The sequence below is a fragment of the Devosia sp. genome, from assembly GCF_036676215.1.
GTDB lineage: Bacteria > Pseudomonadota > Alphaproteobacteria > Rhizobiales > Devosiaceae > Devosia.
Genome location: NZ_JAKFDJ010000160.1, coordinates 1 through 18,122, shown reverse-complemented (window position 1 = coordinate 18,122; position 18,122 = coordinate 1). Strand labels below are relative to the sequence as shown.

Annotated in this window: 22 protein-coding genes; 14 read left to right on the top strand and 8 right to left on the bottom strand. The window is 63.5% G+C overall.

All coding sequences use genetic code 11. From position 1 onward, the window contains the following. Positions 1-143: 143 nt before the first annotated feature. Together V6M52_RS13585 and rpmB are read right to left on the bottom strand one after the other, a co-directional pair. Positions 144-833, bottom strand: coding sequence for a queuosine precursor transporter (locus tag V6M52_RS13585; RefSeq protein WP_332701408.1), 690 nt, complete (start codon positions 831-833; stop codon positions 144-146). 129 nt (positions 834-962) lie between these two features. Beyond that, complete coding sequence (rpmB, locus tag V6M52_RS13580; RefSeq protein ID WP_332691127.1) at positions 963-1,247, bottom strand: 50S ribosomal protein L28; 285 nt, start codon at positions 1,245-1,247, stop codon at positions 963-965. A 218-nt stretch (positions 1,248-1,465) separates the two neighbouring features. On the opposite strand from rpmB, the gene V6M52_RS13575 reads away from it, so the two are divergent. Further along, entirely contained in the window at positions 1,466-2,248 is a 783-nt protein-coding gene (locus V6M52_RS13575) for a DUF3108 domain-containing protein (RefSeq protein ID WP_332701407.1), read from the top strand. A gap of 378 nt (positions 2,249-2,626) precedes the next feature. On the opposite strand, the gene V6M52_RS13570 is transcribed toward V6M52_RS13575, so the two are convergent. Further along, complete coding sequence (locus tag V6M52_RS13570; RefSeq protein WP_332691132.1) at positions 2,627-2,956, bottom strand: nuclear transport factor 2 family protein; 330 nt, start codon at positions 2,954-2,956, stop codon at positions 2,627-2,629. Between the two features lie 492 nt (positions 2,957-3,448). On the opposite strand from V6M52_RS13570, the gene V6M52_RS13565 reads away from it, so the two are divergent. The 5 genes from V6M52_RS13565 to V6M52_RS13545 all read left to right on the top strand — a co-directional run bounded on the left by V6M52_RS13565 (position 3,449) and on the right by V6M52_RS13545 (position 8,815). Next, complete coding sequence (locus V6M52_RS13565; protein WP_332701406.1) at positions 3,449-6,454, top strand: helicase-related protein; 3,006 nt, start codon at positions 3,449-3,451, stop codon at positions 6,452-6,454. Between the two features lie 3 nt (positions 6,455-6,457). Further along, positions 6,458-6,865: an RNA-binding S4 domain-containing protein gene (locus V6M52_RS13560; protein ID WP_332701405.1), complete on the top strand. Its 408-nt coding sequence runs from the start codon at positions 6,458-6,460 to the stop codon at positions 6,863-6,865. 43 nt (positions 6,866-6,908) lie between these two features. Then, positions 6,909-7,373 (top strand): GNAT family N-acetyltransferase, encoded by a 465-nt coding sequence (locus V6M52_RS13555; RefSeq protein ID WP_332701404.1) that lies wholly within the window; start codon positions 6,909-6,911, stop codon positions 7,371-7,373. 167 nt (positions 7,374-7,540) lie between these two features. Beyond that, positions 7,541-7,879 carry a ferredoxin FdxA gene (gene fdxA, locus V6M52_RS13550; protein ID WP_332701403.1) on the top strand — a complete coding sequence of 113 codons (339 nt, stop codon included), beginning with the start codon at positions 7,541-7,543 and terminating at the stop codon, positions 7,877-7,879. Between the two features lie 366 nt (positions 7,880-8,245). After that, entirely contained in the window at positions 8,246-8,815 is a 570-nt protein-coding gene (locus V6M52_RS13545; protein ID WP_332701402.1) for a CarD family transcriptional regulator, read from the top strand. Positions 8,816-8,875: 60 nt separating this feature from the next. Here the strand turns inward: V6M52_RS13545 and V6M52_RS13540 are convergent, their stop codons facing one another. Both V6M52_RS13540 and V6M52_RS13535 read right to left on the bottom strand, forming a co-directional pair. After that, positions 8,876-9,268, bottom strand: coding sequence for a cupin domain-containing protein (locus V6M52_RS13540; protein WP_442881864.1), 393 nt, complete (start codon positions 9,266-9,268; stop codon positions 8,876-8,878). A 97-nt stretch (positions 9,269-9,365) separates the two neighbouring features. After that, positions 9,366-10,196, bottom strand: coding sequence for an SAM-dependent methyltransferase (locus tag V6M52_RS13535; protein ID WP_332701400.1), 831 nt, complete (start codon positions 10,194-10,196; stop codon positions 9,366-9,368). Positions 10,197-10,316: 120 nt separating this feature from the next. Between V6M52_RS13535 and V6M52_RS13530 the strand changes: the two genes are divergently transcribed. From V6M52_RS13530 to V6M52_RS13510, 5 genes are read left to right on the top strand one after another with little or no spacing between them, the layout of a single operon-like run. Next, a complete protein-coding gene (locus tag V6M52_RS13530; protein ID WP_332691152.1) occupies positions 10,317-11,036 on the top strand; it encodes a ComF family protein in 720 nt (239 codons plus the stop codon). Between the two features lie 35 nt (positions 11,037-11,071). Next, on the top strand, positions 11,072-11,326 hold the full coding sequence (gene grxC, locus V6M52_RS13525) for a glutaredoxin 3 (RefSeq protein WP_332701399.1): 255 nt from the start codon (positions 11,072-11,074) through the stop codon (positions 11,324-11,326). 18 nt (positions 11,327-11,344) lie between these two features. After that, on the top strand, positions 11,345-12,175 hold the full coding sequence (locus V6M52_RS13520) for a carbon-nitrogen hydrolase family protein (RefSeq protein ID WP_332701398.1): 831 nt from the start codon (positions 11,345-11,347) through the stop codon (positions 12,173-12,175). Positions 12,176-12,229: 54 nt separating this feature from the next. Further along, positions 12,230-12,655: a DUF1178 family protein gene (locus V6M52_RS13515; RefSeq protein ID WP_332701397.1), complete on the top strand. Its 426-nt coding sequence runs from the start codon at positions 12,230-12,232 to the stop codon at positions 12,653-12,655. Next, positions 12,652-13,005 (top strand): MmcQ/YjbR family DNA-binding protein, encoded by a 354-nt coding sequence (locus V6M52_RS13510; RefSeq protein ID WP_332701396.1) that lies wholly within the window; start codon positions 12,652-12,654, stop codon positions 13,003-13,005. Before V6M52_RS13515 ends, V6M52_RS13510 begins: the two co-directional genes overlap by 4 nt. A gap of 392 nt (positions 13,006-13,397) precedes the next feature. Here the strand turns inward: V6M52_RS13510 and ilvD are convergent, their stop codons facing one another. After that, positions 13,398-15,251, bottom strand: coding sequence for a dihydroxy-acid dehydratase (ilvD, locus tag V6M52_RS13505; protein ID WP_332701395.1), 1,854 nt, complete (start codon positions 15,249-15,251; stop codon positions 13,398-13,400). A gap of 269 nt (positions 15,252-15,520) precedes the next feature. Between ilvD and V6M52_RS13500 the strand changes: the two genes are divergently transcribed. The 3 genes from V6M52_RS13500 to V6M52_RS13490 are packed head-to-tail and all read left to right on the top strand — an operon-like array spanning position 15,521 to position 16,743. Further along, complete coding sequence (locus V6M52_RS13500) at positions 15,521-15,820, top strand: hypothetical protein (RefSeq protein WP_332701394.1); 300 nt, start codon at positions 15,521-15,523, stop codon at positions 15,818-15,820. Continuing rightward, positions 15,807-15,995 (top strand): hypothetical protein, encoded by a 189-nt coding sequence (locus V6M52_RS13495; RefSeq protein WP_332701393.1) that lies wholly within the window; start codon positions 15,807-15,809, stop codon positions 15,993-15,995. Before V6M52_RS13500 ends, V6M52_RS13495 begins: the two co-directional genes overlap by 14 nt. 28 nt (positions 15,996-16,023) lie before the next feature. After that, positions 16,024-16,743 (top strand): DNA alkylation repair protein, encoded by a 720-nt coding sequence (locus V6M52_RS13490; protein WP_332701392.1) that lies wholly within the window; start codon positions 16,024-16,026, stop codon positions 16,741-16,743. Here the strand turns inward: V6M52_RS13490 and V6M52_RS13485 are convergent. Next, entirely contained in the window at positions 16,740-17,183 is a 444-nt protein-coding gene (locus V6M52_RS13485; RefSeq protein ID WP_332701391.1) for a hypothetical protein, read from the bottom strand. The two genes, V6M52_RS13490 and V6M52_RS13485, sit on opposite strands and share 4 nt — an antisense overlap. A gap of 25 nt (positions 17,184-17,208) precedes the next feature. Beyond that, positions 17,209-17,955, bottom strand: a complete 747-nt coding sequence (ubiG, locus tag V6M52_RS13480) for a bifunctional 2-polyprenyl-6-hydroxyphenol methylase/3-demethylubiquinol 3-O-methyltransferase UbiG (RefSeq protein WP_332701390.1) — start codon at positions 17,953-17,955, stop codon at positions 17,209-17,211. Positions 17,956-18,122: the final 167 nt, after the last annotated feature.

The following is an 18,122-nucleotide window of genomic DNA, read 5'->3' as shown; positions in this document are numbered from 1 at the left end:
GGCCATCGCCCTTCTCCCTCTGAGGGAGAAGGTGCCCGAAGGGCGGATGAGGGGTCCTGCGCCATCCATCAGCATAGAAGCATGGGATGGCGCAGAACCCCTCACCCGCCGTCCCTCTCCCACGAGGGGAGAAGGGAAAGAGCCTAGGCCGCCTGTGCGGCAAGCGGCGGCAGCGGCTTTAGCTTGCCCATCAGGGCCCGGTAGGGCGCCAGCAGGAGCAAGGCGGCGAGGAACTTCACCAGGAAGTCGCCCGAGGCCAGCGAGAACCAGAGCGGCACGTCCGGACCAACGCCGAGCCATGGGGCGGGGAAGCCGAGCGAGCCGTCGGCCAGGCCGAACAGCGCATCCACGCCGGCCAGAGCCGGGGCGAAGGCGATCGAGAAGAAGATCGCCGTATCGATCATCGAACCGAACAGCGAACCGGCCAGCGGCGGCAGGAACCAGGCGCGGGCGGCGCGCAGGCGCGAAAAGATGGCGATATCGAGCAACTGCCCCACGAGAAAGGCGGTGGCCGAGGCCAGCGCGATGCGCTGCGTCGTGGCTGCGGCGCCCCCCGTATTCCAGGGCAAGGCATTGTAGCTCAGGTAGAGCGAGACAAGCAGGCCGACGACAAAGCCCACCAGCACGACGAGGCGCGCCTTGCGCGGCCCGTCATAGCGATTGGTCAGGTCCGTGATGAGGAAGGCGAAGGGGAAGGTGAAGGCGCCCCAGGTCAACAGGTCGGCGAGATTGACCGAACCGAGCTGGACCTGCAGGGGATAGAGAACGAGAACGTTGGACGCGGCGACGACCACGACCATGGCGGCCACGGCCGCCAGGAAACGAGCAAGCATCAGAATGCACCTCTATGTGACCGCCTACCGGCAAAAGACCGGGGCGGGATTGCGCCACCATGACGCAAAAACAAAACCGCGCGGAGACTTGTCCCCACGCGGCAAAAATTCGATGTGCCGGCCGTTCGCTCAGGCAGCGAGGGCGGCGCGGACTTCCTTCTTGATGCCCTGGGCGAGCGTCGACAGCGTGTCGTCGCTCTGCTTGAGCAGGAAGGCGTCGAGGCCGCCGCGGTGCTCGACGGTGCGCAGGGCCGCAGCCGAGATGCGCAGCTTGATCGGGCGGTTCAGCGCCTCGGACAGCAGGGTCACGTTCACCAGGTTCGGCAGGAACCGGCGACGGGTACGGTTGAGGGCGTGGGAGACGTTGTTGCCAACCATCACACCCTTGCCAGTCAATTCACAGCGACGTGCCATTTGGAAGATATCCTATTTGTGTAAAGGTCCTGCGTGGCGGAGAAGTCCGCGACGGGCCTCGATTGTTATGAAATCTGGCGGGTCTTTAGAGAAAACGGGCGCCGCCGTCAAGGCAAAGCGGCCTCAAACGCCTGCGAGCGCCTTGCATGGGCCACAAGCGGGAGGCAGTTTTGAGACAATTATTGATTCGCGCCATTCACCGCAGAGACCTCAGTCCCTTGATCCAGCTCCGACATGCCTGCCTGGCCACGCTGGCCGTGATCCTCAGCACTAGCGTCAATGCGGCCGAGGTCAATGCATCGGCCAGCTATGTGCTGACGCTGGGCGGGATCAATATTGCCGCCATGACGGTGGATCTCGAGGATGATGGCAGCCGCTATAGCCTCGATCTGTCGGCCAATGTCGCGGGCCTGGGCACCCTGGTGGCGAGCGGCACGGCCAGGGCGACCTCGGCGGGGCGGTCGTCGGGGCAGAACCTGATGGCGGACAAGTTCGACCTCGAAACCCGCGCCAATGGGGAGAGCTTCAATGTCGATGTCTCCTTTGCCGGGCGCGATGTCTCGGCATTCCAGGTAGAGCCGCCGATCATCGACAATTACGACCGGGTGCCGCTGGAGCGCCGGCACCTGACCGGGGTCAGCGATTTTCTCTCCACCTTCGTGCTCAAGGGCAACGGGCTCGACAAGAGCCTGTGCCAGCGGCAGGCGCGCATCTTTACCGGCGTCGAGCGCTTCGACATTGCCATGAGCTATGCCGGCGACGACGAGGCGACCTCGCCGCGCACCGGCTATCAGGGGCCGGTCGTGCTGTGCACCGTCAATTATGACCCGATCTCGGGGCATTTCACCAGTTCGGACATCACCACTTACCTGGCCGAAAGCAACCGCATCATCATCTGGTATGCGCCGCTGCTGGAGACCGGCTACTTCATCCCCTATCGCGTGCTGCTGGGCACCAATATGGGCGATCTGTCCATGGTACTGACCAAGCTGACCCAGTAGGTCGCGCGTCCCGCGATGGGACGGTCAACGGGTTTTTCCTCAATTTTGGCCGATAGAGTGCCCGCATGGCGGATGCGCGTCCGTTAACACGCTGGGTCCGCAGAGAAAATCTGCGGCAATGGGGCGTTCACAGTCGGGCCAAAACGGCCGATCTTCATCCTTTGGCAATGGAGATGAAGCGGTTTTCGCGCATGCCGGACGATCCGGTGGCGTCGCGTCGACGACTTGTGTCCAGGTGGCCGGCGACCACCACTGCTTGCGGTGAACAAAGGCGCATTTGCACGCTCCGCTCGATTCGCTCCCTGTTCGTTCCGGCTTTGGACCAGATGTGAACGGGAGCGGGACCACGGCGTCTGCGCCGTGCCGGAATGGGACAGTCTAGAGCGTGGCGAGGCTGGTGATCTTGCCCCCGGCGATGACGAATTGCTGGCGCAATGTGGCCGGGCTGCCGGGGAAGGTGCCCGAGACGACAAAGGTGACCACGGTCTGGTCGCCAGAGGTTTGGGCATCCTGGATAGCGTAGCGCGGCTGGTAGCGGGTTTCGACGCGGTCTAGCCAATTGGCGATGGCCACCGTGCCGACATGGTTCTCGCCCTCGTCGCGAACGCGGGCGTCGGGAGCGAAGGCGCCGATGATGGCGCGGCGGTCGCCGGCGGTGAAATAGTCGCCCAAGGGAGCGGGCAGGGCGGCGAGGTCAAACTGGGACATGGGTGGATCCGATTGCAGTCAGGGAGGTGGCGGTTCTGGACACTTGCCCTGTCGGAACCTGTCAGCAGCCTCTGTTCCAGTTCGGCACGGTCAACAGCCGACTTCCTCAATCTGATGCCCCGCGGGCCAGCAATGCCGCCCTGGCATTGATGAACGACGAAGAATCTTTCAGCCGCAGGAATTTACCTTTCAGCCACCAATGCTCGATTCGGCGCCAAATTAACCCCTTGGCAAGCAAGCTGAACGGATTTGGCGGTTTTGCCTGCGTCCTGGTGGTCCGGGTGCGGCGCTTGTGTCCCTGCCGACCCGTAGCCACCAGCCCTAGCCGTGAACGAAGCCAGATTCAGTGAGTCGCGCCGATTCGGTGCTGTTTCGTTCCCGTCCTGTTCGCATGGTTAACCATCATGACAAAAGGGTCGCATTGCTGTCCTTTCCCGGGACAATGTCTGGCAGGCCTCGCATCCGTCGATCCGAGCCCCTACATTGCCCGCAATGACCTTCGCGCCTCCTCAATCGGTCAAGGCGATTCTTGGCCCGACCAATACCGGCAAGACCTACTTTGCCATCGAGCGCATGCTGGCCCATCCCTCGGGGATGATCGGCCTGCCGCTGCGCTTGCTGGCGCGCGAGGTCTATCAGCGCTGCGTCGAGCGGGTGGGCGAAGGGGCGGTGGCGCTGGTGACGGGCGAGGAGCGCATCGTGCCGGTGCGGCCGCGCTACTGGGTCTGCACCGTCGAGGCCATGCCCACCGATATTCGCGTCGACTGCGTCGCCATCGACGAAATCCAGGTGGCCACCGATTTTGACCGCGGCCATGTCTTTACCGACCGCATTCTCAATGCGCGCGGCAGCAGCGAAACCCTGCTGCTGGGCTCGGCCACCATGGCGCCGGTGATCAAGCGGCTGTTGCCGCATTGCGAGATCGTGGACCGGCCGCGCTTCTCCCAGCTCACCTATGCCGGCTCCAAGAAGATTTCGCGCCAGCCGACCCGCTCGGCCATCGTCGCCTTCTCGGCGCGGCTGGTCTATGCCATTGCAGAACTGATCCGGCGCGAGCGCGGCGGCGCGGCGGTGGTAATGGGAGCACTCTCGCCCCGCACCCGCAACGCGCAGGTCGAGCTCTACCAGAATGGCGACGTGGATTTTCTCGTCGCCACCGATGCCATTGGCATGGGACTCAATCTCGATATCCATCACGTGGCCTTTGCCGATGACAGCAAGTTCGATGGCCATACCAGCCGCCCGCTGACCCCGGCCGAGCTCGGCCAGATCGCCGGACGGGCCGGTCGGCATGCGCGAAACGGCACGTTCGGGGTCACCGGTGGCACCGAGGGATTCGACGAGGAAATGGTCGTGGCGCTCGAAACGCACGACTTCGACCCCATTAAAGTGCTGCAATGGCGCAACAATCAGCTGGATTTTTCATCGATCAACGCCTTGCGCGACAGCCTCGAGATGACACCCGAGCACCGCAGCCTGACCCGGGTGCCCGTCGCCAAGGATCAGCATGCGCTGGAATTCGTTTCCCGCAACGAAGCCGGGCAGTTGGCCCGCGGGCTGGACGGCGCGCGGTTGCTGTGGGAATGCTGCCAGATTCCCGATTATCAGGGCATTTCACCGGCCAATCACGGCGAAATCGTCACGCGAATTTACTCGGACTTAGTCAAACGCGGTAAGGTCAACGAGGACTGGATTGCCGAGCAGGTGCGCTTTTGCGACAATGCGAGCGGCGATATCGATACTTTGAGCAACCGGATCAGGCAGGTCCGCACCTGGACCTTTGTCGCCAACCGCAAAAACTGGCTTGCAGACCCTTCACATTGGCGCGAAAAGACCCGAGACATTGAAGACCGGCTGAGTGATGCGCTGCATGAGCGGCTTACCCAGCGGTTCGTCGACCGGCGCACGAGCGTGCTGCTTCGTCACCTGAAAGACAAACGTATGGCATCTCCCGAGATCAATGAGCGTGGCGAAGTGCGGCTGGAAGGCCATCTCATCGGCACGCTTGAAGGCTTCCGCTTCGCCCTGGCGCGCAATGATGGCGACGCCGACATCAAAGGGTTGCGCGCTGCAGCCGACCAGGTGGTGGCGCCGGAAATCCACAATCGTGCCGACCGGCTTGCCGGCGCGCCGAACGAGGAATTCGTGCTGGCGACCGACGGGCGCATGCGCTGGAAGGGCGATATCGTCGCCGAGCTGATCGAGGGCGATGCGCTCTATCGGCCGCGCATCCTCATGCTGGCCGACGAGACCCTCACCGGCATCGATCTCGAACGCGTGCAGGAGCGGCTGAGCCTCTGGCTGCGTCACCACATCAATACGGTGCTGGAAAGCGTCATGTCGCTGGAAGCACCGGCCGATCTCGAAGGCGCGGCGCGCGGCATTGCATTCCAGCTGTTCGAGCATCTGGGGCTGATCCCGCGCAGCCAGGTGGCCGATGAGGTCAAGAATCTTGACCAGGACGTGCGCGGCAAGATGCGCAAGCTGGGCATCAAGTTCGGCGCCTACCACATCTATCTGCCGCTCTCGCTCAAGCCGGCGCCGCGCGAGCTGGCGCTGATTCTGTTTGCCCTCAAGCATGGCGGGGTGCGCCAGGCCGGCGTCACCGATATTCCCCATATCGTGCTGAGTGGCCGCACCAGCTTTGTGGTTGATCCTGAAGTCGATACGCGGCTCTATGAGATCGCCGGCTTCAAGGTGGCCGGCAAGCGCGCGGTGCGCGTTGATATCCTCGAACGCCTGGCCGACATCATCCGGCCGCTGATCGCGCTCGATCCGACCCGCCACCAGGGCGAACTGCCTCCCGGCGCTGCCGAGGGCAATGGCTTCCGCGTTACCGTGGAAATGACCTCGCTGCTGGGTTGCTCGGGCGAAGACTTTGCCTCGATCCTCAATTCGCTTGGCTATCGCGTCAAGCGTACGCCCAAGGTCGCGGCACCAGCCGTGGCGGCAGAGGCAACGGCCGAGGCGCCGGCGCTGGAAGAAGTGCTGGCCGAGAACCCGGCCAGTGTCGATGCCGTCGATGAAGCGCCGGTCGAAGCGGTGACGGCTGATGTCGCGCCGTCGGTCGAAGCCGATATTCCGGCCACGACGGTTGTCGAGTCGACGCCCGAAACGGCCGAGTCGGTGCCGGCCGCATCGGCCGAACCGGAATTTGACGAAGTGTGGTCGCCGGCCGGCAAGCGTGTCGATGCCAAGCGGCACGAGCATCGTCGCCGGCCGGAAGGCGAGGCGCAGGCCAAGCGTCCCGAGCGTAATCAGCGCCCCACGGCCCCGCGCCGCCCCGAGGGCGAGGTGCAGGATCTCTCCAAGGCCCAGCACCTCAATCCGAAGCCGAAATTCGAGGGCAAGGGTCGCAATGACAATCGCCGCCCGGCCGACCAGCAGGGCGACAAGGCCAAGTTCGAGCGGCCACGCGAAGAGAGAAAAGAGAAGGCGTTCGATCCGGACAGCCCCTTTGCCAAGCTTGCGGCGCTGCGCGACCGCAAGGCCGAGTAAAGATTGGCAGGGACAAGCGAACCGGTCCGCAAGGAGCGGCTCGACAGGTTCCTGTTTTTCTCGCGCGCCCTCAAATCGCGCACGCTGGCGCAGAAGGTCATCGAGACCGGCGCCATCCGCGTCAATTCGGAACGGACGGATCGCAGCGACCTCAAGGTGGGCGCGGGCGATGTGCTGACCATGGCTTTGCATGGCCGCATCGTTGTCTGGCGCATTGTCGATCCCGGCACACGGCGCGGTCCGGCCAGCGAGGCGCAAGGACTCTACGAGGACCTGTCGCCGCCTGTCCTGCCGAAAGCCGAGCAATCTCCCTTTGAAGCAGCGATCGCGCCGCGTGGCGACGGCGCCGGCCGCCCGACCAAGAAGCAGAGGCGGGAGACGGACAAGCTAAGGGGTGGGGAGGATGAGTAGGGCCTTTCTCACCTCTCCCCCAGGGGAGAGGTGAAGGACGCCCATGACCTCTATCCCCACTCTCACCACCCCCCGCCTGATCCTGCGTCCGCCGGTTTTTGCCGACTTCCCTGCCATGGAAGAACTGCTCACCTCGGAACGAGCGAAATATATGGGCGGGCCATACAGTTCTTTCGCGGCCTGGGGGCTGTTCTGCCACGACGTTGCCTGCTGGCAGCTGTTCGATCATGGCGCGCTGATGGTCGATCTGCGCCTGACGGGCGAATGCGTCGGACAGGTCGGCATCAATCATGGGCCGCTGTTTCCGGAAAAGGAATTGGGCTGGCTGCTGTTTGGAGGGCATGAAGGGCAGGGCTATGCGGGCGAGGCCGCGGGCGCCCTGCGCGATTGGGCCTTTGGCGAGCGTGGCCTGCCAACGCTGGTGAGTTATGTCGATCCGAACAATGTCCGCTCCATCGCCCTGGCCGAGCGACTCGGTGCGGTGGTCGATAAGCATGCACCGCGCTAGGATCTGGAGGATGTGGTGTTCCGCCATTCGCCTGCAGCGTAGCGGTTGGTAAATTATGCCCGTATGGCGGCTGACTGCGGCAATTGCTTGCCAGCCGCAGCCTTGCGGGGCAGGCGAAAACGGTTTAGCACCGGACGCGTTGAGACCCTGCCGGACTGTCGCCCGATATGACCTATATCGTCACCGATAATTGCATCGCCTGTAAGTACACCGATTGCGTGGAAGTGTGTCCGGTGGACTGTTTCTACGAAGGCGAGAACATGCTCGTGATCCATCCGGACGAGTGCATCGATTGCGGTGTGTGCGAGCCGGAATGCCCTGCCGAAGCCATCAAGCCGGACACCGAGAGCGGGCTGGACGACTGGCTGGTCCTCAATACCAAGTTTGCCTCGCTCTGGCCGAACCTGACCGAACGGCGCGATCCGCTGCCCGAGGCCAAGGACAAGGACGGCGAAGAGGGCAAGCTGGAGAAGTATTTCTCCGAAGCGCCCGGCGAAGGCGACTGAGTACAGAGCCGCCGGGCCTGTGCACATCCGGTGGACAAGCCGAAAATTGGCTCGCAGCCACATCATGGCCCAATTGCGTGCGTCGGCGCGCGACGCGAAATTGCGACCTGATTCGTAGTTTTTGATTTTGCTGAAATTTTGTGCTATGGTCTTGCCATATGCAGTTGAGCCCGTCACCAGCCCGTGCCTTAAGGCACGATTTTTTTGACAACATCGCCAGATGTATGGACCTCCGGGGAAAGCGGACCTGGATGGCTATGGGATTTTTGCTGCGCAGCGTTTCATCGGGGCGCTGGTAAAAAGAGTAGGAGTGGACGGACCTTCCCGCAAGGAATTGTCCACTTTGGGGCGTCAACAAGGAGTTCCATGACTATGGTAGCCAAGAAGTCACAGCAGCGGCTTGGGTTCAAGACTGGCGAGTATGTTGTCTATCCGGCGCATGGCGTCGGTGTGATCGTCTCGATCGAGGAACAAGAAGTCGCCGGCCTGACCCTTGAGCTGTTCGTGCTGAGTTTCGAACAGGACAAGCTGACCCTACGCGTGCCCGTCGCCAAGATCAAATCCGTCGGCATGCGCAAGCTGGCCGAGGAGGACATGGTCACCCAGGCACTGACCACCGTGACCGGCCGTGCCCGTGTCAAGCGCACCATGTGGTCGCGCCGCGCCCAGGAATATGAAGCCAAGATCAATTCGGGCGATCTGATCGCCATCTCCGAAGTCGTGCGCGACCTCTATCGCTCCGAAGAGCAGCCCGAGCAGTCCTATTCGGAACGCCAGCTGTTCGAGCAGGCGATGGACCGCATGAGCCGCGAAATCGGTGCCGTCAACAAGCTGACGCTGACCGAAGCGGTTCAACTCATCGAAAAGAACCTGGCCAAGTCCCCCAAGCGCGTCAAAAGCGACGCTGCCGAAAGCGACGAGGAAGCTGCCGCGTAAAGCGAACAGTTTCAAAAGTAATGCGAAGGGCTGGTGGAAACACCGGCCCTTTTTTCTGGGCTAAAGCCGGCTGGCGCTGTCGGGCAGCAGGACGACGCTTTCCTGCTCGTTGGGGTCGGTGCGGGCAATGAGTGCGCGGGCGATCTGGTCGGTGGGGTTGAACGGCTGGTGCGGCACGCCCGCCGGGATGTAGACGTAGTCGCCCTGGGCGACGGAATCGAGAAATTCGAGGTTTGGCCCATGATAAAATGAGGTCGATCCTTGGAGCTGGAAGATCGCCGTTTCATGGCTCTCGTGGTAGTGCGGCCTGGCCTTGCCGCCCGGCGGTAGAACCAGCATGTGCATGCAGATGCCGGCCGAACCAGCGCTTTCGGCCGAGATGCCGGCGAAATAGTCCATGCCCTGCTTGCCATGAAACGCGGCGCCGCCCCGGATCACCTTGCATTCGGCCATTATCATCTCCCTGGGCTCCCGTGCTGGCAGTGTGCCATTGGCGTGGTCACGGTCAAGGGCGCGCAGAAGTCCATGTTGCGGCTATGGCGGATGGAGGCTATGCCTTGCCCAGCACGTCGCCCAGGCGCGTTGTCGCGCTGCCCGGGCGCAGCGGCTGCTGCTGGCTCTCATGCGGCGCCCAGCCGGACAGCCAGATGACTTCCAGCGTCGCGCGAATGCGGCCGTCGGGATCGCCGTCCCGTGCCACATAGGCATTGGCGGCGGCCGTCAGCAGCGCTGGCGTGGCCAGCCGTTTGGGCCGATCCACCAGGGGGTTGGCGGCACCCAGGGCCTTGAGCTCGGCCATCAGGGCAAAGGGCGACGCATAGCGCACGACATGGGTTTCCACATCCGCCACGGGCAGGGCCAGACCCACACGCTGCAGCAGCGCCCCAGCATCGCGGACCTGGATCATGGGAGCGACGCGGGCCGAAGCGCCGCCATAAACCATTGAATCGGCAGCAAGAAAAGCCTCGCGCAATTCAGTCAGCGTCTCACCGCCAAGCGCCGCGACCATCAGCAGGCCATCGGGGGCGAGGCGGGCGCGCAACCGCGCCAGATAGCCGGGCACGTCGTTGACGACCTGCAGATGCAGCAGCGAAACGATGAGATTATAGTCGCTGCCAACGATCTCGGGCAGTTCGTCGCCCGCGGTAAAGGCCGGCAGCCGTTCGAATGGAAAGCTCGCGTTGGCCGTCTGGCCGAGGGCGGGCAGCTTGTCGACATCGGGGCCGATGATCAGGGCCTTGGGGAATTCGCGGATCAGCGTGCCGAGCCGGTCGGCGAGATCGGCCAGCACCAGATCGGTGACGAAATCACCATTGCCGGGCCGGCGGGCCAGGTTGCGCGCGATCAGGGCTGTATCGAAAATCGCTTGCGGCTGGCTCATGAGGGACTTGCGGCCGATTGGGGACGTGGCACTATCGTGCTTATGGAGAGCGCCGAGGGGGTTGTCAAAAGCCAAGGGTGGCACCGGCGCTTCGGTAGTGGCGTGCGGCGGCTTGGCGGCATGTTGCTCGATCTGGCCTATCCCCCGGTCTGCCTCAATTGCGATGCGCCGACGGCGACACCCGATACGCTCTGTCCGAAGTGCTTTGCTGCGCTGCGGCCGATCACCGCTCCGCTCTGCCCTCGGCTGGGCCTGCCCTTTGCGGTCTCGCTCGGACCTGAGGCTCTCTCAGCCGAGGCACTGGCCGATCCGCCGCCCTTCGGCCGGGCGCGGGCCGCGGTGATCTATGGTGAGGTGGCGCGGACGGTGGTCTCGCGGCTCAAATATGGTGACCGGCCAGAGCTGGCGCGGTTTTGCGCAGGGCTGATGGCGGGCGCCGGGCATGAGCTTTGGGCGGGTGAACCGCTGCTGGTGCCGGTGCCGCTGCATCCAGCCCGGCAGCGGGAGCGGCGCTATAACCAGTCGGCGGAACTCGCCAGGGCGCTGGGCCGGTCGACCGGGCTCCAGGTGGATACCGATCTGGTGAGGCGCACTCGCAAGACCCGGCAGCAGGTGGGGCTGAGTGGCGACGGACGGCAGCGCAATGTGGCGGGCGCCTTTGCTGTTCATCCCGATATCCTGGTGCGCGCCAGGGGCAGACGCGTGGTGCTGGTGGACGATGTCTATACGACAGGGGCCACGGTCAAGGCGGTGACGCGCACGCTGCTCAAGGCGGGCGTAGAGGCTGTCGATGTCGTGACCTTCGCCCGCGTTGTCATTGGCGCTGACTTGCCCATATAAAGAACAAACGCCCGTCTCCCCTTGGAGAAATGCCGATGGCCAGAATTGAAATCTACACCACGCCGACCTGCCCCTATTGCCACGCCGCCAAGTCGCTGCTGGCTGAGAAGGGGGCCGACTATACCGAGATCAACGTGCTTGATCCCGAGCGACGCGAGGCGATGACGCAGCGGGCGCATGGACGCCGCACCGTGCCGCAGATCTTCATCGACGACGCCCATGTCGGCGGCTATGACGACATGGCGGCGCTGGATCGCCGGGGCGGACTCGACCCGCTGCTGCAGGACTAATGCGAAAGCCATAATCCCATGAAGATCGCCGCCATCCAGATGCGCTCCGGGCTTGACCCGGATGCCAATCTTGCCGCGCTTGAGCCCATGCTTGCCGAGGCCGCCGCGGCGGGCGCGCAATATGCGCTGACGCCGGAAGTCACCATGATCTTCCCGGAAAATCGCGAGCAACTGGCCAGCGTGGCGGCGCCGTTCGAGGGCCATCCGCAATTGCGGCTGGTAGGGGAACTGGCGCGGCAGTATGGCATGCATATCCATATCGGCTCGCTGGCGGTGCCGCTGGAGGATGGCCGGTTTGCCAATCGTTCGGTGCTGTTCGGGCCGGACGGCGGAATCGCCGCGACCTATGACAAGATCCACCTGTTCGATGCGACCATTGCCGGGCTCAACGCCTATCGGGAAAGTGCCACCTATGCCGGTGGCGAAGCGGCGGTGACGGCGCCGCTCGGCGATTTCACGCTGGGCATGAGCATTTGCTACGACATGCGCTTTCCCAAGCTCTACAATAGCCTTGCCAATGCCGGGGCGAACCTGATCGCAGTGCCGGCGGCGTTTACCGTGCCGACGGGGCAGGCGCATTGGCACGTCCTGCTGCGCGCAAGGGCGATCGAGACCGGGTCCTATGTCATAGCGGCGGCGCAGGGCGGACAGCACGCCAATGGCAGGGCGACCTACGGTCATTCGCTGGTCATCGACCCCTGGGGGCGCATTATCGCCGAGCTCGACCACGACGAGCCGGGCATATTGGTGGCGGACATTGATGCCAGTCTGGTCGCCGATGCGCGCGAGCGCATCCCCGCTCTGGCCAATGCACGAAACTTTGCAGTGCCCGGCACGTTGCAGCCGTAAGCCCGTGTCCTATATGATCAATCAGCAGAGCCCTCCGGCTCATGAGACGTTGCCGTGATCCAGTATTCGCTCCATTGCTCCAAGGGCCACCAATACGACGCCTGGTTCAAGAATGCGGCCGCATTCGACGAGCAGCAGGCGCGTGGCATCGTGACCTGTGCAGTATGCGGGGATGCGGGAATCGAGAAGGCGCTGATGGCGCCAGCGGTGGCGCGTACCGACAATGAAAAGGTCTCGCTCAGCTCGGCACAACCGGACGCGGTCCAGCTGCGCGCGCTGCTGCGGGCCTATCGGCAGAAGGTGATCAGCGAGGCCGATTATGTCGGCGACAAATTTGCCGAGGAGGCCCGCAAGATCCACTTCGAGGAAGTTGAGGCCCGTGGCATCTATGGCGAGGCTACGCGGGACGATGTCATCGCGCTGGCGGAAGACGGCGTGGATTTCATGCCGCTGCCGGACCTGCCCGAGGAACACAATTGAGCCTGTTCGATCGCGCGGGATTCGGCACTCAGCTGGGTGCCCTGCCGGGCGTGACCTTCGTCGATCAATGGGAGGCGCGCGTCGCCAAGGTGGGTGGCAAGGTCTTCTGCCTGCTCTCTGATCAAGCGCCGCTCCGACTGGTCTTCAAGTGCGGCGAAGCCAGTTTCGATATCCTTACCGCGCTCGATGGCGTGGCGCAGGCCGCCTATTTCGCCAAGCGGCAATGGGTCTCGGTGCAGCAGTCCTCGCCATTGGGCGAGGGCGACCTCGTGGCCTATATCGGCCGCTCGCACGCGCTGGTGGCCGCCGGACTCACCAAGAAGCTGCGCGCCGAGCTGGGCATCGCCTGAAGAAGCAACAATTTCGGGGATTAGGGTCGGTTCGATGGGGAGGGTGGAATCCCCGCCATCGAACCTGACCAGACCAGCAGTCTTGGCAGACCGCCGGACGGCTGAGCGGCGTTTAGCACCGGATGAGGTGCTTGTCACGTGTTTGTCGTGAATGGTTCGGGGAGATTGTGGCCCCGACCTGCCGCGGAGTGGAGCGGCACCTCCCCCTCGACGGGGGAGGCTGGGAGGGGGTGTCGAGAGCCCGGATATTGGGGCCAAACGCCCCCCACCCTTGATCCTTCTTGCCTCAAATCGCTCCACTGGAGCGATTTGCCCGTTGGGACGGCACGAAGCCCGCGAGGGGGAGGGTGTCGACTGCACCTTCAGCGAGCGGAATTCCAGTTAGGCCCGCTTCAGTTCCAGAGCTTATCAATAGCCTGCGTATCGCGCACCGCGCCCCGTGCTGCCGAAGTGGCAAAAGCCGCATAGGCCTTGAGCGAGGTGGTGACGTTGCGCTTGCGCGGGTGGGCCGGCTTCCAGCCGAGTTGGTCCTGCTCATGCCGGCGCTGCACCAGTTCGTCATCGGAGACGAGCAGGGTTATGCTGCGGTTGGGGATGTCGATCTCGATGGTGTCGCCTTCGCGCACCAGGCCGATGGTGCCGCCTTCGGCGGCCTCGGGCGAGACGTGGCCGATGGAGAGGCCTGAGGTGCCGCCGGAGAAGCGGCCGTCGGTCAGCAGGGCACAGGCTTTGCCGAGTCCCTTGGATTTCAGATAGCTCGTCGGATAGAGCATTTCCTGCATGCCGGGGCCGCCGCGCGGGCCTTCATAGCGGATGACGAGCACGTCGCCTTCCTTGATTTCATTGGAGAGAATGGCCTTGACGGTATCGTCCTGGCTCTCAAAGACGCGGGCCTTGCCGGTGAATTTGAGGATGGATTCATCGACGCCCGCCGTCTTCACGATGCAGCCGTCGATGGCAATATTGCCCTTGAGCACGGCGAGGCCGCCATCCTTGGAGAAGGCATTCTCGGGCGACCTTATGGCGCCGTTCTGGCGGTCGAGATCGAGTTCGGCCCAGCGGTTGGACTGGGAGAAGGCCTGGGTGGTGCGCACGCCGCCGGGGGCGGCCATGAAGAAGTTGCGCACGCTTTCCGAATTGGTGCGGGAGATGTCCCACTTGTCCAAAGCATCGCCCATGGTGGGCGCATGGATGGTCGGTTCCTTGCGGTTGATCAGGCCGGCGCGGTCGAGTTGCCCCAAAATGGCCATGATACCTCCAGCACGATGAACGTCTTCCATGTGCACATCGGCCTTTGCCGGCGCGACCTTGGCGAGCACGGGAACCTTGCGGCTGAGTTGGTCGATGTCGTCCATGGTGAAATCGACGCCACCCTCGTGGGCCGCGGCCAGGATGTGCAGCACGGTGTTGGTCGAACCGCCCATGGCGATATCGAGCGTCATGGCATTCTCGAACGCGGCCTTGGTGGCGATGGTGCGGGGGAGAGCGGAGGCGTCGTCCTGCTCGTACCAGCGCTTGGCCAGATCGACGATCAGGTGGCCGGCTTCCTGGAACAGGCGCTTGCGGTCGGAGTGTGTCGCCAGGGTCGAGCCGTTGCCGGGCAGGGAGAGACCCAGGGCCTCGGTCAGGCAGTTCATCGAATTGGCGGTGAACATGCCCGAGCAGGAGCCACAGGTGGGGCAGGCGGCTTCTTCGACGGCTTGAACTTCCTCGTCGGTATAGTGATCGTCGGCGGCCATCACCATGGCGTCGACCAGGTCGAGTGCCTGCAGCTTGCCCTTGAGCATGGCCTTGCCGGCTTCCATCGGTCCGCCGGAAACGAAGACGACCGGGATGTTGATGCGCATGGCGGCATTGAGCATGCCGGGGGTGATCTTGTCGCAGTTGGAAATGCAGACCATGGCGTCGGCGCAATGGGCGTTGACCATGTATTCGACGCTGTCGGCGATAAGGTCGCGGCTGGGCAGCGAATAGAGCATGCCGTCGTGACCCATGGCGATGCCGTCATCGACCGCGATGGTGTTGAATTCCTTGGCCACGCCACCAGCAGCCTCGATTTCGCGGGCGACGAGCTGGCCCAGATCCTTGAGATGGACGTGGCCCGGCACGAACTGGGTGAAGCTGTTGACCACGGCGATGATCGGCTTGCCGAAATCGCCGTCCTTCATGCCCGTGGCGCGCCAGAGGCCGCGCGCGCCGGCCATGTTGCGGCCGTGGGTGGTGGTGCGTGAACGGTATGCAGGCATGACAAATGTCCTTGGAATTCAGTGCGCCGGTCGAGATGGCGCGGCCGTTCTTTACTAGACCCATTCCAGAATGGGATCAATCGAAAACCGTACCGTACCGTACGGTACAGACTATCTGGGTGGCGTGGGTGAGGGGTGGAGCGGATTGGAAGGTGGGGATAGGCTGTGCTTGCTGAACTGAGCGCGGGACGGGCCGCAATGGCGGTTCTGCGCAGGCGGTGCATCGCTCTGCATTGCCGGGCGTTGGTAGGCGAGTGGAGGAGGACGCAATGAATGCTGCAAACCTGCAGATCGAGGGGCTGCTGATGGCCGTAGCCGCAGTCAACCGGTGCCTGGTGAACAAGGAAATCCTCTCGCGTGAGGAAATCGAGCAGGCTCTGGCCCTGGCCGAGGCGGCCATTACCGGAGATGACCGGGCGATTGAGGATCTCACGCCGGCGAACAGGGACGCCGTGGCCTTTCCCATCCGACTGTTGCGCGCCGCCAATGCGCGGGAGGAGGCGGCCGAATTCGCCGCCCTGACCCGCAGTGTGGGCCGGAACAAGGGGCGATACAATGACCAGCAATAAGCCGCCGCGGCGGGGCAAGGTCGCCGAAGACAAGTCGAAGCGCAAAGGCGATAACGGCGCGCCTGATGGTACGGATCGCAGTCATGAACCACTGGGCGACCTGAGCGAGACGGACCTGTCCGACGAGGAGGCTGGCGAGTTGGCGCGTGACATAGAAGCCGAGCGCGACGCCTAGTGTTGATGCGAATCTCTGGGCCCTCGACATGACCACGCCGACTGCCGTTGCTTTCATCGCTGCCCTGTGGGCCAACCAGTCCGACGCGGAACTGGCCAAGATCGGCCGCTATTTCAAGACCGGTGCGGGCGACTATGGCGCGGGCGACCGGTTCATCGGCGTGCGCATGGGGACGGTCTTTGCGCTGGCCAAGGACTTCGTCGGCATGGAGCCGGATGAGATCGAGGCCCTGCTCGAGAGCGATATCCACGAGGCCCGGGCCGGGGCCGTCTCGATCATGGCCAAGCAGTTTGCATTGAAAAAGACCACGGCGGAGCGGCGCGAGGCGCTGGCGCAGCTCTATCTGCGACGGCATGACCGGATCAACAACTGGGACCTGGTCGACCTAGGCGCGCATCAGGTGCTCGGCGCCTGGCTGCGGGACAGGGACCGCTCGGTGCTCTATGACCTGGCCCGGTCGGACAATCTATGGGAAAGGCGCACGGCCATGTTCGCGACCATGGCCTTCATCAAGCCGCGCCAGTTCGATGACGTGATGGCGATCGCCGAAATGCTGGTGAGTGACGCACACGATCTCATCCACAAAGTGGTGGGCGGCATGCTGCGGACAGTGGCGATGCATGACAGGCCGCGGGTAGAGGCATTCCTCGAGCGGCACGCGACAAGCATGCCGCGGGTCATGCTGCGCTATGCCATAGAGCATTTCTCACCCGAGGAACGCGCAGATTGGCTCGGGCGCAAGGCCTAGTTGTTGATGCGGATTATGCCCCAATAGCTGTCGCTGCAGCTATCATCGACACAGACCAAACTCATCCACAGCACGCCATCGCCGAAGCCGACGCCATCGCTGTTGACGATGAGATCGGCAAAATCCTGGCTGGAAAGGGCGTCAATGGTGTCCTGGGTCAGCAGGACATCGAAATTGTCGACCAGGTCTTCCGGCCCGAAGATGTCGTAGAGTTCGCCATTGGCGGCCACTTCGAACGGATAGGCGCCGAGATCGGCGATGGTTGTGGGGTCGCCGAACAGGAAGGCGTCCTGCAGCAGGCCGAAGGCCTCGCCGAACTCGACCGATTTGCCGTGCAGGGTCTCGATCTGGCTCATGACGTCTTCTTCGCTCTGCGCGAAGGCGGGGCTTGCCAGCACGATGGCGGCAAACAGGGCGACGGCGAACGGCTTGAAAGACATGGACGCTCCGCTGGTTGTGCGCCAGCTATAGCGCGGCGGCAGGGCGCTCTGCCATCACCATGTAGTTGATCGCCATGTCGCGCGATTGGCGCCATTCATCGGCCAGGGGATGGAAGACCACGCCAGTCTCGCCGGTCACGCGCAGGCCATTCCGGGTCAGCAGCGTCTTGATCTCGTCGGGGGTCAGGAACTTGTTCCAGTCATGCGTGCCCTTGGGCAGCCAGCGCAGTATGCGTTCGGCGCCGACGATGGCGAAGGCATAGGCGCGCGCCGTGCGATTGAGCGTGGCGGTCAGGGCAAGCCCACCCGGCTTTACCAGGTCGGCACAGCTCTTCATGTAGAGCGGGACATTGTCGACATGCTCGACCACTTCCATGTTGAGTACCATGTCGAAGAGGCGGCCCTCGGCGGCGAGAGCCTCGCTGGTGGTGGCGCGGTAATCGATGCTCAGCCCCGACTGTTCGGCATGGAGCCGGGCGATGGTGATGTTGCGCTCGGCCGCATCAATGCCGGTGACGGTCGCGCCGAGCCGAGCCAAAGGTTCGCACAGTAATCCGCCGCCGCAGCCGACATCGAGGATGGTGAGCCCCTCAAACGGGCGCATGGCGGTGCCGTCGCGATCAAAATGGGCGAGCAGGTGCTCGCGGATATAGCCGAGGCGCACGGGATTGAACTTGTGCAGCGGCTTGAACTTGCCCTTGGGATCCCACCATTCCTCGGCCATCGCGGTGAATTTGGCGATTTCAGCATCATTGATGGTGGTGGCAGTCATGGGGCGGCTCCGTTTGGCGCCATATGATCCCGCGGTCGTGGCATAGGCAAGGCGCGGGTGGTCGCAGGGAGCGAGACTGCAACTGCTGTAACCCGCGAGCTGCTCTCCGCAAGGCTACCGTCCCAAGCCTTTTCCACCCTTGCATATCGCTGGTCATCCATTATACT

Coding starts and splice junctions, on each gene's coding strand:
- V6M52_RS13585 (WP_332701408.1), bottom strand. CDS start 833: ATGCTTGCTCGTTTCCTGGCGGCCGTGGCCGCCATGGTCGTGGTCGTC.
- rpmB (WP_332691127.1), bottom strand. CDS start 1,247: ATGGCACGTCGCTGTGAATTGACTGGCAAGGGTGTGATGGTTGGCAAC.
- V6M52_RS13570 (WP_332691132.1), bottom strand. CDS start 2,956: ATGTCCCAGTTTGACCTCGCCGCCCTGCCCGCTCCCTTGGGCGACTAT.
- V6M52_RS13565 (WP_332701406.1), top strand. CDS start 3,449: ATGACCTTCGCGCCTCCTCAATCGGTCAAGGCGATTCTTGGCCCGACC.
- V6M52_RS13555 (WP_332701404.1), top strand. CDS start 6,909: ATGACCTCTATCCCCACTCTCACCACCCCCCGCCTGATCCTGCGTCCG.
- fdxA (WP_332701403.1), top strand. CDS start 7,541: ATGACCTATATCGTCACCGATAATTGCATCGCCTGTAAGTACACCGAT.
- V6M52_RS13545 (WP_332701402.1), top strand. CDS start 8,246: ATGACTATGGTAGCCAAGAAGTCACAGCAGCGGCTTGGGTTCAAGACT.
- V6M52_RS13540 (WP_442881864.1), bottom strand. CDS start 9,268: ATGGCCGAATGCAAGGTGATCCGGGGCGGCGCCGCGTTTCATGGCAAG.
- V6M52_RS13535 (WP_332701400.1), bottom strand. CDS start 10,196: ATGAGCCAGCCGCAAGCGATTTTCGATACAGCCCTGATCGCGCGCAAC.
- V6M52_RS13530 (WP_332691152.1), top strand. CDS start 10,317: ATGTTGCTCGATCTGGCCTATCCCCCGGTCTGCCTCAATTGCGATGCG.
- grxC (WP_332701399.1), top strand. CDS start 11,072: ATGGCCAGAATTGAAATCTACACCACGCCGACCTGCCCCTATTGCCAC.
- V6M52_RS13520 (WP_332701398.1), top strand. CDS start 11,345: ATGAAGATCGCCGCCATCCAGATGCGCTCCGGGCTTGACCCGGATGCC.
- ilvD (WP_332701395.1), bottom strand. CDS start 15,251: ATGCCTGCATACCGTTCACGCACCACCACCCACGGCCGCAACATGGCC.
- V6M52_RS13500 (WP_332701394.1), top strand. CDS start 15,521: ATGAATGCTGCAAACCTGCAGATCGAGGGGCTGCTGATGGCCGTAGCC.
- V6M52_RS13495 (WP_332701393.1), top strand. CDS start 15,807: ATGACCAGCAATAAGCCGCCGCGGCGGGGCAAGGTCGCCGAAGACAAG.
- V6M52_RS13490 (WP_332701392.1), top strand. CDS start 16,024: ATGACCACGCCGACTGCCGTTGCTTTCATCGCTGCCCTGTGGGCCAAC.
- V6M52_RS13485 (WP_332701391.1), bottom strand. CDS start 17,183: ATGTCTTTCAAGCCGTTCGCCGTCGCCCTGTTTGCCGCCATCGTGCTG.
- ubiG (WP_332701390.1), bottom strand. CDS start 17,955: ATGACTGCCACCACCATCAATGATGCTGAAATCGCCAAATTCACCGCG.